A 13,444-nucleotide genomic window follows, 5' to 3' on the forward strand; every position below is an offset into this window, starting at 1 on the left:
AGCTGCAATGTTATTACGATGAATAGTCTGGTACTTGTAGCGGAATGGACCGAAGGTGGCTGTTTGGCCACATGCGATTGCTCAGGGAGAATATTGCGATGTCTGTTAGTGCGAGTGGTTTCAAGCTTGTTCTGAAATCTAGTGTCGGTGTTGCAACGGCCATTGTTTTCAGTACTGCTTTCGCGCAAACAGCTCTTGCCGAATTTTATAAAAGCGGATCGATGACAATCTCGGCAGACGCTGAGACAGAGTTGACCTATGATGATAACATCTTTTCTTCCAGCTCCGATGAGGAAGAGGATTTTATTACCAAGCTTATTGGCAATCTTATGGCACGCAGTCTCCGTGAAAACGACGATGTTATTCTGAGACTCAATGCTGAAGCCAAGCGCTATGCTGACCATTCAGAACAAAACAATGAACAGTTTCGTGTGATTGGCAGTTGGGAGCATGATTTCTCTGATCAGTTCAACATGAAGTTTAGCGGGGATGTTCGGCGTGCGGTGACGGCGCGGGGGAATACATATGCTGATCCCGAGGCGACGCCGGTATCTGATACAGAGAGTTACATTGGGACTTTTGGTCTTGATGCAAACTACCAAATTAATCGTTACGTTGTTGACGGTGGTGTCGGGTATCGATTCCGTGACTATGAAGATACTTATCGCCGAGATGGCAGCCTGATTTCCAACAGTGATCGTAATTATGGCGAGACCTATGTGTACGTTCAGCCTGGATATTTGGTTGCTCCGAACACGACGGCTTATGTCAAAACGGAAGTTTCGCATCGTGGGTTTCAAGATTCAGAGACTTCCAATGTGCGTGACAATGATGGATATCTTGCTGCTGCCGGGGTCCGCTACAGTGTTCCGTCAAGGATGACTGCAGATTTCTTGGCTGGATACCAGAATTATGACTACGCTTCAGAAGACATCAACAATACATCAGCCTTTGCTTATAATGCTGATGTTCGATGGATGGTGTCCGATGCCTTGGAAGCACGTTTCAGGGTATGGCGTGATTTCAATCCTACCACCAGCGGGACGACTTCGGTTATTGTATCAGACTCGGCATCGGCAAGTCTCTCGTATGAGATTGTACATAACCTGAGTGTCAGCGGTGAAATAAGTGTGAAAGATCGCACATATCGCCGTAGTTCCTCGGCCGCCAGTGGCGGTGTACGCAAAGATGATTACTATGTTGGTGCCCTTAGTGCGGAATATTCTTTGACTGAAAACTGGCTTGTTGGGGCTCAGTATGAACACCGTATGCGTGACAGTAATGCGCAGAATGTCAATATTTCGCGAAATCTGAGTTCAGTTTTTGTTAAAGTGACATTTTAGATTTTATATTTAGATTTTATATATTGCACCTCTCGTTATTTCGAGTTGTAAGGGAACGAAGATGAATCGTCGTATTGGAATTGCATTTGTTGGCTTGGCAGTAAGTACTGCTGCTTGTTCTATTCAGACATCATTCCCCGAACTTTATAATGATCATTATTACTGGGCCGGTCGCCAGCAGATTGATATTGGACAGCCTGAGCGTGCAGAGGAATATTTTCTGAAAGCTGCAGGAAACGGTGATTATGAAGCGATGGCCTATTTGGGGACGATGTATGCCCGCGGTATAGGTGTGGAAAGCGACACAGCCAAATCACTTATGTGGTATGAAAAGGCGGTTCAAGACCCATCTGGAAAGCATGATAGATATGCCAAAACGGTTGGTGACATATATGGCCGTAGCGATGGCGAGTTCTACGATGCTGCAAAAGCCGGAAAATTCTGGGCAATTGCCATTCGCCATTACGAAGGCAAACAGAGTTTGCAGACCAATGAGGTGATGATACTCGCAAGTATGTATGCCCGGGGCAAGGGCACGCCTGCAAACGCTCAGGCTGCTCTTGATCTTATCGAAAGCCATGATGGTGCAGAAATCGGCACCCTAGCAAGATTGGCCGGTGATATTGAGTATAACGGTCTGGGTAAGCCTGTTGATATGGCGTCGGCTTTGAGGTGGTATACCTTGGCTGATGAGGCCGGGGACATCGAACGTTTGCGTCAGTTGGGCGATATATATGCCAAGGGTGTTAGCGTAAATGTCGATATGGAAAAGGCAAATGGGTATTACACCCGCTACATTGCGTATCACGAGGGGGGACTTGCAGAAGATGCTTTTGTGCATCCGTCTATCAAGCGCAGCTTGGCCCACATGTACGCTAATGGTCTCGGCGGTAAGGCCGATGGTGAAAAGGCAATTTCTCTTCTTGAAGGAATCGCGGATGAAGAGAATGGTCTAAATGCGCGTATTATTGGCGACATTTATTATGCTGGAGAAGGGCTGAACAAACCAGACAAGTCCAAGGCTCTTGGTTGGTATTTGAAATCGGTCGAACTTGGCTCGAACACCAGACTTTCCCGTTTAGGAAAAATGTATGCCAATGGCGAAGGTACTGCTGCGAACTTGGCCAAGGCAAACCAGTATTGGGCCCAGGCTGCCGCCAATCTTGAGGCATTGGGGGATCAGCGGTCGCAATGGGAAAACCGTGTTTTGGCAAGCCTCTACGTGTCTGGACACGGTGTCGAGAGACAATATGATCGCGCTATGGCTCTCTATGAGGCTGGCGCTTCTGTCGGCGATGCGACATCTGCACGTTTGGGTGGCGATGTTGCCTATGACAATGGCGACTTTGAGACGGCTCGTCGGTTATATGCGGTTGCAGTTGCCAATGACAACTACCAGCGTGCTGGACGTTATGCTGACATGTTAGCTGCAGGGGTGGGGGGTCCGAAAGATCCTAACGGTGCAATGACGGCTTATACTATTTATGCCGAGCAACTTGAAAATGATCCAATTACCAAACCGTATTCCAAACTGCGTTTGGGGCGTCTTTATCAAAGTGGAAAACTCGGTTCGCCGGACATTCAAAAAGCGCTGATAACCTATCAGTCTGTTGCAGATAAATTACCTGCCGCTGCCATTGAGGTTGGGGATCTGTACTATTCCGGAGCCCTCGGCAACAAGGATTTTCCTGAAGCGGCAACTTGGTATCATAAGGCTCTCGACATGGGCAACACAGGGCGTGTCGCACGTTTGATATATATGTATGAACAAGGGCAGGGTGTGGAGAAAAATGCGTCCAAGGTCAAAGAGCTGCAAGCAGAAATCGGGGCCTGAAAGCTGCCCTTAATCTGACAACCAAGGCAGCACTTTTCCGGAATGCTGAAACACCTAAACTGAGCCTAGAATTGTATTGTAGGTTGCTGTGTATTGTTGGACTGCATTCTTTAATGCAGCACGGATGACGCCCAAAATGCCTGCGGAAAAGTGTTCTTACAGGATAAAAGCCTGCGAGCGGGTTATTTTTTCGACTTGATATGGTTTTCCAGAATGTGAAGTCGTGCGCTGATATCTTCGAGTATTCTGCGATTTTTGTTGGTTTGATCGGCAAGGGTTCCAAAAAGTAAGGTCGTAAAGCCAATTGCGATAAAAGAGCCACCAATAACAAGAGACTGTATGTGACCCTCGCCGTCTTGACTCACAAAATAGAACCATAAAAAACGCAGAAACGAGCTGCTGCCGACAAGTATCAATACCCCGCCCAATCCCCAGTACAGGGGCAAAGGTCGGTAATATGTAATTACCCTCAAAATGGTGACAATCGACCTGCATACGAAATGATAGGATGACTTGGCCAATCGGGATTGTCGTTGCGTATGAGCCGCCGAGATCGGTACCGAGCAGACGACGAGTTTCTTCTGATGCGCTTGCAATATTGTTTCGAGAGAATGGCTGAAATTTGTTTCGATTGTAAGGCGATAAAGGGCTTCTCTGGAATAGGCACGAAAGCCGCTGGTAGTGTCGGGTATGTTCAGGCGAGACAGGCTACTGACGATGCGGCTGCCCAGCTTTTGCATGAAGCGTTTGGATAGCGAAAAGTGTTCCAGCTTGTCAGGGCGTCGGTTGCCGATAACGAGATCCGCCGATTTTTCGCGTATGGGGGCAATCAAAATCGGGATTTCGGCAGCATTGTATTGACCATCAGCATCAATATTAACCACGATATCGGCACCCAGCTCCCGGCATTTTTTCATGCCGCTTGTGAAGGCGGTTGCCAGTCCCAAATTCTGGTGATGTTGTAAAACATAAGTTGCGCCGGCATCTCGAGCGACTTGGGCACTCCCGTCTGTGGAGCCATCGTCGATCACGACCGTTTCAATGGTTTTAATGCCATCAATTTGTTTCGGGACAGCCATCAGAACATCGGCGATGGACGACTCTTCATTGTAGCACGGAATCTGGACTATAAGTTTCAATTTAATCGCTCTAATTTACAAGGATATCGATAAGATGACATTGGTTTGTGAATGAATTCTTTTTAAGTCTGTTCAGTATATATTATTCTTAGGCTCAGGACCTGTTAATTTGGCTTGAGCCTAGGGTCCAGACTCATTCAAATGATCGTTCCGGTCTCCCGGATTTGTGCAGATATGCGAAGCAAAACCGCAGAAAGATCAATATCTTTCAAGATTTTGCGACAAAATAGCCTGTGCAAATCCGGGGGATCCAAAGGACACTTGAATGAGTTTGGACCCTAGATAAGTTCGGAAACGAGAAATATCGCAAGCGAGTGTCAGTTGAACGATGGGACTTGGGAGGATAAAGCTGCATATTGGCAGCAGCTCTCAGATGCGGAACCAGAAAAGATAAAATTTTCGCTTGAATGGAGCCTCGCGGCACAAAAGCTTTCGCGTTTCCAAGATGTCGTGCAAGCCTGTGATCGCATACTTTCCATGGACCCGGCATATAAAACTGCGGTTCTTAGGCGTGCTGTCGCGCTTGAAAAATTGGGTCCCGCTCACAAGGTCTCAGCGAATTGGCGCAATGTCTGCCGTCTTTTGCCAAATGATCCGTTTCCCTTCAAAAAGCTGATGTATTTCTATCGTCGTAAAGGGCGTAAGAAATTGGCATCGAAAATTTCGTGGTTGGGAATTCGCAAGTTTCCAGCAGATATGGATTTTCAGAGTGCCTGTCTTGCATTGCCGCCGCACGAAGGCGATTTGATTGAATGGGGGCAGCTTTGGCAACGCACTCCTGGGTTTCTGCTGGATTTTCTGCCCCCGTATCAATCCGTAGCAGCTTTGTTTGAGAAACAGGAATACGAGCTGGTTGTATCCTTGTGTGAAAAGGCGTTTGCCTTTAGGGACGATGCAGAAAAATACGAGACTTTGTTGCAAAAGGCCATGCAGCTTTCAGGACAGGAAGCGGCGTTAATCTCTCATCTGGAGGGGCTGAAAATATCGGGCCGAATCAGCTCGAAAGATCGGAGTAAACTCGCACGCCTTTATGAGCTTGGTGGGCAATGGCATAATGCCCTTGAATGTTTGCAAGATATTCTGCCCGAGACAAGCGAGGTAAGGGATGACAGGTTCGGCCAGAATGTTCTTGATCGGATGATAAAGTGCCACTTGAAATTGGGGCATGAGGATCGTGCGCGATATACCTTGGAAAGATATATCGATTCCCATGGATCGCGTGCCGAATACTGGCTCAGGTATGTCAAGGATTTGGAAAGAGGAGACTGGCCACCGGATGTTTTGGCGCGCGCCATCACCCGGGCATATGAATGGCACGCAGATGATCCTTTGCTTGCAGAGCGCAAGGCAAGAATGTGTTTTCAGACCGAAGACTATGGCGATGCCGCTGAAATATGGTGGGCCCTGTTTGGCAGGGATCGTCGCACGGCAACGGCATTTCGGGCCATCCGGGCCCGCATCAAGGCCGGTCATCTCGATCAGGCAGCAGGTATGCTGCATCATCTTGGAAAAACGCATGGTCCCCAAGATGAAACCTACCGCTTGACGGCATGGATATATCGACGTCAGCGTTGCTGGGATGCGTTGCGCGAGCTGGCGAAGGAATGGACCCTGCTTCGCCCCCAAAACAACAGAGCTTGGCAAGATCTGATTGAAAGTTGCTATCGTCTGGAAGATGACGAACAAGCCTTGGGTTATTTAAAGACAGCCGTGAAATTTCTTGTCGATCATCGAGAAAACTTTGCCATGTTATTGGATATGGCTCAGCGTATCGGTGCTTATCAGCTTCGGGATGAACTGGAAGCAAGATGCCGCGAGGCAAATTACGAACCGGAACTGATCGGGTTTTTCATAAGACAGGGACATCTTGGCAAGGCCGATGAACGTATTCGCCGGTATTATGGCTCGGCCCAAGACGACATGCCGCAGGAATGGCGACAGGTTTGCAACACGGTTGACAGCCTTTCTGGTCTGGAAGACACAGTGCTCGATATTCGGGTGCCCGACACGGTGGTGCAGGCCATTGTCAACCATGTAAAACTGAAAAGCCCTGCACTGAGGGGCAAAAGTGATAGTGGAATTGCATTGGTGACACGATCCTTGGGTGGAGGAGGGGCCGAACGACAAGTTGCCATGACGTTACAAGGGCTTGCCAAGGCCGGGTGGCGTAATCTTATGCTCGTTACCCATCTGAACCGGGCGGGAAAAAATGATGGTTTTTATGCATCTCTTTTAAGCGATCTACATGTTCGTATCATCGAACCAGCGCCCCCAGATGAAGTCTCTTTCAACGATAGAGAGATTGAAAAACTGGTTGATTTGCTGCCGGATGGCTATCGCAAGCAGGTCGTTGCCCATTATGAAACATTTCGTTTGTCAAGGCCTGCAATCGTTCATATTTGGCAGGATTCCCTTAATTGTGCCGCAGGGTTGGCGGCCTACATTGCCGGTGTTCCGAAGATCATTTTGTCTGGTCGTACATCCCCACCATTTCATCCGCGCTCGTGCATTCAGTCTCCTGATTACATCAAGTCGGTCTATCAGACCCTGTGCGCGGAAAAGACCGTTCATCTGTGCACCAATAGTCGTCTTACTGCAAAGGCATATGCAAAATGGCTGGGGCTGGCCCCAGAGAAAGCCTCGTTTATTCATAATGGGCTTGATGTGGACAGATTGGATCTCGAGCCACAACAAGAACAAGACAAGGGCCTAGGTATTCCGGAAATTTCAGGGCCTGTGATTGGTGGCGTATTCCGCTTTGTATGGCAAAAAAACCCAAATCTCTGGTTGAGGGTCGCCAAAATTGTCTTAAAGCACCAGCCCAATTGTCAGTTTCTTCTGGTGGGGGATGGTCCGTTGCGGGCCGGTTTCTTGCGAAAGCTCGCTGCACAAGGGCTTGAAGATCACTTTTTCCTTCCAGGCCAAGTGCGAAATGTGACTCAGTACTTGAATAAAATGGATCTGTTTTTGATGACATCTTTGGTGGAAGGGCTGCCAAATGCGGTGATGGAGGCGCAAGCAATGGGGCTTCCCGTTGTCGCAACCGCCGCAGGTGGTACCGAAGAGGTCATTTTACACGGTAAAACCGGATGGGTTGTTCCCTTGCCGGAGCCGCCGGAAACGGTGGGTGTGTCTGTTGATGAAAGTGAGAAAACCTACGCAGCCTGCGCAGAAGAGCTTGCTCAGAGAGTTCTTGAAAGTTTGCGCGATTTGTCCTGGAGAAAGCAAGCGCGCCAAATCGCGATCAAACGCATGGCAGAAAATTTTCGACTGGAAAAGATGGTATCAGACACCGTCAGCTTGTATTCAACAGTCAAATAGAAAGCGGGGTTACCTTATGTGTGGTATTGCAGGTGCATTGCTATCTGAAACACGTCTGAACTCCGAAGAGTTTGTTAGACGGCTCGAAAGAATGTCACATCTGCTGCACCATCGGGGACCGGATGGCAATGGTGTGTGGGAAAATGGTCGGGTTGGTTTTGCGCATACTCGCCTTGCAATCATTGACCTCAGTGAGAATGGCAAGCAGCCGATGCATTGTGGCACGGAGCGCGGATTGAGCATCACTTATAACGGCGAGGTATATAATCACGGCGAGATCCGTGCCCGGTTGGAGGCCAAGGGGCACCGCTTCGTTAGCCATTGTGATACGGAAGTGGTTCTTAGAGGTTACGCAGAATGGGGACAGGGGGTTTTGGCGCATTTGCGCGGAATGTTTGCCTTCGCAATTTGGGACGACAGAGAAAAACATCTCTTCTTAGCCAGAGATCGAATGGGCCAAAAACCGTTATATTACAGTTTTTCCAATGGTACGTTGTTGTTTGCATCGGAAGTTAAGGCGCTTTTGAGTTGGCCGAATGTTGTGCGTTCCCCGGATTATGCCAGCCTTCATGATTTTCTGACATTTGGATATACGGTCGGTGAAGGTACTGGATTTCAGGGAGTTCACCGTTTGCCCGCAGGGTGTTTTTTGCAGGTTGGGACAGACATGACATCCCAAATTCGTCAATATTGGGCTCCTCCCTATCCATCTGAGATCGCATCTCAAACAGGTCATGTTTCAGAGCTCGTCTGGTGCGAGGAATTTTTGGGCAGATTTGATACGGCTGTCAAGTATCGCCAGATCGCCGACCTTGAAGTTGGAGCGTTCCTGTCAGGCGGGGTTGATTCTTCTGCTGTATGTGCCCGGATGATTCCTCAGGGGGATCGGCCCCTGTCAACCTTTTCGGTCGGGTTTGACCATGACGGATATGATGAAACTGACAGTGCCCGTGCAGTAGCCACGCATCTTGGTACGGACCATCACTCATTTGTGATGGATGATAGCTTGCTGAACATGTTAGCGCGGGTGGTTTGGCACTATGATGTACCCTATGCGGATAGTTCGGCATTGGTGAGCTACGGGCTTTCGCAAAAAATATCGCAAAAAGTCAAAGTGGCGGTGTCCGGAGATGGTGCGGATGAGTTGTTGTTGGGATATACTCGATACGAGAAACTGACAGACATGATTGATGGGCACGCTCCCGAGGATACTACCCTCAATCGGCGGCGCATGTCGTTTTATCCCGAAAGGTCTCCGTCACTTTTTGATGCCTACATCTATTTGATGGAAAAATTCCGTGAACGTCACAAAGTTGCAGCTTACGAACATCGTTTGTTACCGCAACTCCGGCATAGCATAAGTGAACGTTATGCTTCATTGTTTCAAGCTGGTCTGGTACCTGAAATCGCAGCAGCTTATTTTGATCAGAGAACATATCTGACAGACGATATTCTGGTCAAAATGGACATTGCTGGTATGGCGAACGGACTGGAAGTGCGGTCGCCTTTCATGGATCATCATCTGGTCGAATGGCTTTCAATGTTGCCCCAAGGGGTGCGTCGCCTAAATGGCGAGAGCAAGGGTCTGCTAAAGGCCGCGATTAGCCCTTTCCTGCCAAAAGGCATAACATCGCGCCCCAAGATGGGTTTTCGTGTTCCGGTGACGCACTGGCTGGCCAAGGAAATTTATGAACCGACACGGGATATCCTGCTTAGTAAGAAGAGTCAGGAGAGGGGGCTGTTTCGCTCTGCATTCATAAGGGACATGTTGCAGGCCCATTACGACGGTGTAGAGGATCATGGTACCCGATTGTGGGCCTTGTTGACGCTTGAGCTGTGGTTTCGGACTTTCATCGACGGGGACGGCTCTTCCCCGATTGCGGAGCCTTTCAGCTTGTCTGGCAGGAACGTGTAATGTCATCAGTACGTTCAAGCCTTTTGGCTGCGCAAGCGGCTTATAAAGAGGGCGACGACGACAAAGTTATGTCGATTGCAACATCGGTTCTGAGCGATGAGCCGGAAAACACCAGAGCCTTGAAGTTAATGGCTCGCATTTACAACAGACGCAAGATGTGGCGGAATGCCTATCCAATCTGGCTACAATTGTCCCGAATTGAACCTGCCGAAATCGAACATCTCTTTCAGGCAGGCCGAATTGCCACCAGAATTGACAGGTTTTCAGATGCGATCCGTCTGCTGGAGCTATATCGCGATGCAGACCCCCATGCCGAGAAAATACAGCGCTATTTGGAATTGGCCTATCGTCGTCAGCAATGCTGGGGCGCTTTGTTGAATCTTTATGTTTTCAACTGGTTTAACCGGGTTGGCATTGTCACCAAGGACCAATTGCGTGAAAAAGTCAGGGCACTTCTTTCTGAGCTAACAGCTTCGCTTCAGTCGGAACAGAACCTAGCTTTATTGATCGATATCTTCAAAGAAGACGCGACATTTCTTGTAGAACTTTCCCAATGCATAGTGGTGTCTCAAAGCGGTCGTCTCCGGGAAAATATCTTTGGGTGTTTGATCGCTATATCCAAGAATGACAACACGTTCTTGGAGCTTTTTAGGCAATTAATTGCCACCGACACAATTCACGATCAAAAGAAGAGATGGCGTAATGTCTTGCATGCCGGGGTTTGCAAGGAGCAGGCCTATCGATCTTTGTATCAGATCGCCTGGCAAGAAGAAGACTACAAAGCCGTTATTCAGAATCTGCAAGCACTAAAGGAGTTTTTGTCGACTTCGGAGTTTCGAAGGGAAGCAGAACATTGTCGTAAACACGCATTTGACGATTTCGAAAAGGGAAAATATCTCAAGCTCAAACATTATGTCGATTTTCTGACAACGGATCACTTGGCCTGTAAGAAGATGGCGCAGGCCCTACAGACCGATGGGAAACTGGAACAGGCCTGTCACTACTGGAAACAATTCTATTATGTTGCACCAGAACTTGATCGCGATTGGTCTTTACGCAATTGGAAAAAATGTGCGCGCGAGATCGACCATGATCGAGCTTTGCCATTTTGGCAGGAAATTCATCTGGCCTGTCCGGAAGATATCGAGGTTTTGAAACGGATCACGCAACATTTAGTTCAGGTGGCAGAATATCAACAGGCCTGTACCTACTGGAGAAAGCTTTATAAATGTAGCGCTGAAGCTGAGAAAGACTGGGCTTTTCGTAATTGGCACAAATGTTTACGAGACGCACAATTTGATACGGAAAACCAATATGTGACGCGGTTTGTGTGTGAAAGGACCGAGAATGAGGATCATCTTTTGCTGCAAGCCAGATTGGCGCAAGATCTGGGCTTGAACAGTTGCGCCAACAGGATCTGGCTGAAATTGTCCGATTTGCGGCCTGACGACCCGGGGCCCTTGTATCGAAATGTGAGCGTTGTTCGTGATCAGCTCTCGCAGCCAGAACTGGCGAAAACATATGAAACCATATTGCAACGGTTTCCGCAGTCGGAAAAAGCGTTGTTCTGGTTAGCGCGCTATCACAGCAGACAACATAACTGGCCGCAAGCGCTGTCACTATGGGCGCAAGTAGCACATCTGTTTCCTGAAAATATCGAGGCCATTATTCAGACCGGGCGGATCTATGTTCATCAGGGCAAGGATGATGAAGCAGAACAGGCGTACAATCATGTGTTGCAAATTTTGCCATCACATATTGAGGCCTACGCGCAATTGACGCGTATATGCGAAAAACGCAAAGATCTGGACCAGGTGGCCGATCTCTGTCGTCGTTGGCAAGCTGCCGTGCCTGACGATGTTCGCCCTCGGGTGAAATTGGCACGCATGGTTAACCGCCGGGAAGATGCTGATTTTCATTCACTAATTGATCTTTGGCAAAAGGTTCTGGAAGTCGATGAAAAACATATCGAGGCATGGTCTAATATCGCCTCGAATAAGCTGAAAATCAAAGTGGAGAACTCTGAAAGTGATCTGAACGAGGTTCGGGAAATCTGGCAAAAGGTCAGCCGTCTGGATCCGCTTTCGCTAAGGGCTTGGTTAATGCAAACCCGTATCCTTGTCCGAATGGAGAAATGGCAGGACGTTGCGGAGATATGCGAACACGTTGATCGCTTATTTGCCGATGATTTTAATGGATTGTTGGCAAAAGCACAGGTTCTTGAAGAAGGGCGGCGTCTTGATGACGCTGAGGCGCTGTTGTTGCAGGCTCAAGAACTGACGAAAGACGGACAAGGTGACAACGCGCTAAAGGTGATAAAAGCGTTGGCCGGATTATATTTTCGGCAAAACAGGATTGGGCAGGCGCTTCCATATTATCGTTTGTTGCGTGAACACGATCCGCTCGATCTCGAAATTACCGGCGCTTTGATCAGTATCTATACTGCTTTGGAACAAACAGGCATTGAAGTGGCGCATGATGGATGGACCTTTGAGGGCCCTTCCCAGCAGATTCCTGACATTCTCTTTGAGGAAATTACAAGGCGGGCCAAGATGCGGGGCATGCCGAAGCCATATGGAAAAAGCCGACCGCACGTCGTGATGATCAGTCGATCACTTGGGCCCGGTGGCGCAGAGCGGCAGTTTGCGCTCACCGCATCTGCGTTGGCCAAAAATAGTGCAGAAATTGCAAAGGTTTCGGTGGTTGTCCAAACTCTGACGAATGGACCTTGGGCGGATTTCTTTCTTGAAGATTTGCAAAACGCTGGCATTAAGGTCATGTCGCTCGAAGATATTGAAGTTCCAACAGATGTCATGAAAATATCCGAACCGGTGCAGCATGATCTTGCGCTGCTGTCTTGCTTTCCCCAGCAAAGCAACCAGTGGCTGCAAAAGCTCTATGTGGCCCTTCAGGAATTGAAACCTGATATCGTTCATGCGTGGCAAGACGCAATTGCTCTTAGCGGGGGAGCGGTTGCCGTTTTGGCTGGTGTGCCACGCATTATGATGTCGACACGCAGTTTAAGGCCGGATAGCACACGACGGTTAGCCCCATACATGCACATGGCATATCGAGAATTGCTTTCCCTGCCTTGGGTTGCAATGGCTAATAACAGTCTGGCAGGACTACGCGACTATATGAAGTGGCTTGATCTAAAGCTTGACGTGAATCTTGTGACACCAAATGCTCTGGATGGTGCCGAACTGCGCCGACAATTTCAAGATAGCAAAAAGAAATCGGTCGCGTTGCGGGAAAGTTATGGTCTTGCACCGGAACAGCCACTTATCGGAGGGGTTATGCGTTGCTCCGAGGAAAAAAGACCATTGCTTTGGGTGCAGACGATGCACGAAGTATCTCGCCATAGACCCGATTGTCATTTCATGTTGGTCGGTGATGGTCCGATGTTGGCGGCTGCCCGTCAACTCGGCGATCAACTTGGTCTGGGCGAAAGCATCCATTTTGTTGGAAATGATAAGGAAATTGTTGCTCGATACGCGATGATGGATGCTTTGCTCCTTACGTCGCGAGTTGAAGGTTGCCCAAACGTTCTTTTGGAAGCGCAAGCGGTTGGTTTGCCTGTTGTCGCCCCTCGTGTCGGTGGCACAGCAGAAGTTGTTGCTGAAGGGAAGTCGGGATGGATTGTCGATATAGAGACACCTGATCTTGCAGAGGATTTGGCAGAGCGACTACTTTATATACTGAACAATCCAAGCTGGACGAATGCTGCGCGAAAATATGGCCCAGAGTATGTTGAGCAATATTTTGGTTTGGATAGTTCAATGAGAAAGACGGTTCTAGCTTTTGGATTTAAATAGCAACAGAGAATGTGTGTCTGGGGAGGATCTGGGTGCCTTATTTAGGCTACGCGATCGTGCTGTTTATCAAGAGCGAA

Annotated in this window: 6 protein-coding genes; 5 read left to right on the forward strand and 1 reads right to left on the reverse strand. The window is 48.6% G+C overall.

What is annotated here, in order from left to right; all coding sequences use genetic code 11:
- Positions 1–98: 98 nt before the first annotated feature.
- The gene (locus UF64_RS06990) at positions 99–1,343 is read left to right on the forward strand and encodes an outer membrane beta-barrel protein (RefSeq protein WP_044827879.1); all 1,245 of its coding nucleotides are present in this window, start codon (positions 99–101) and stop codon (positions 1,341–1,343) included.
- A gap of 61 nt (positions 1,344–1,404) precedes the next feature.
- On the forward strand, positions 1,405–3,177 hold the full coding sequence (locus UF64_RS06995) for a tetratricopeptide repeat protein (protein WP_044827880.1): 1,773 nt from the start codon (positions 1,405–1,407) through the stop codon (positions 3,175–3,177).
- A 182-nt stretch (positions 3,178–3,359) separates the two neighbouring features.
- Here the strand turns inward: UF64_RS06995 and UF64_RS07000 are convergent, their stop codons facing one another.
- Positions 3,360–4,316: a glycosyltransferase family 2 protein gene (locus UF64_RS07000; RefSeq protein ID WP_044827881.1), complete on the reverse strand. Its 957-nt coding sequence runs from the start codon at positions 4,314–4,316 to the stop codon at positions 3,360–3,362.
- 321 nt (positions 4,317–4,637) lie between these two features.
- Between UF64_RS07000 and UF64_RS07005 the strand changes: the two genes are divergently transcribed.
- From UF64_RS07005 to UF64_RS07015, 3 genes are read left to right on the forward strand one after another with little or no spacing between them, the layout of a single operon-like run.
- Positions 4,638–7,637: a glycosyltransferase gene (locus UF64_RS07005; protein ID WP_044827882.1), complete on the forward strand. Its 3,000-nt coding sequence runs from the start codon at positions 4,638–4,640 to the stop codon at positions 7,635–7,637.
- 16 nt (positions 7,638–7,653) lie between these two features.
- A complete protein-coding gene (asnB, locus tag UF64_RS07010; RefSeq protein ID WP_044827883.1) occupies positions 7,654–9,552 on the forward strand; it encodes an asparagine synthase (glutamine-hydrolyzing) in 1,899 nt (632 codons plus the stop codon).
- Positions 9,552–13,367 carry a glycosyltransferase gene (locus UF64_RS07015; protein WP_044827884.1) on the forward strand — a complete coding sequence of 1,272 codons (3,816 nt, stop codon included), beginning with the start codon at positions 9,552–9,554 and terminating at the stop codon, positions 13,365–13,367. Before asnB ends, UF64_RS07015 begins: the two co-directional genes overlap by 1 nt.
- The last annotated feature ends 77 nt before the right edge of the window (positions 13,368–13,444 follow it).

Origin of the sequence: Thalassospira sp. HJ, assembly GCF_000948415.1 — a bacterium.
In the GTDB taxonomy this organism is placed as follows: domain Bacteria; phylum Pseudomonadota; class Alphaproteobacteria; order Rhodospirillales; family Thalassospiraceae; genus Thalassospira.

What these genes read in the sequence shown, in the direction of transcription:
- UF64_RS06990 (WP_044827879.1), top strand. Translation starts at nt 99, where the DNA reads ATGTCTGTTAGTGCGAGTGGTTTCAAGCTTGTTCTGAAATCTAGTGTC.
- UF64_RS06995 (WP_044827880.1), top strand. Translation starts at nt 1,405, where the DNA reads ATGAATCGTCGTATTGGAATTGCATTTGTTGGCTTGGCAGTAAGTACT.
- asnB (WP_044827883.1), top strand. Translation starts at nt 7,654, where the DNA reads ATGTGTGGTATTGCAGGTGCATTGCTATCTGAAACACGTCTGAACTCC.
- UF64_RS07015 (WP_044827884.1), top strand. Translation starts at nt 9,552, where the DNA reads ATGTCATCAGTACGTTCAAGCCTTTTGGCTGCGCAAGCGGCTTATAAA.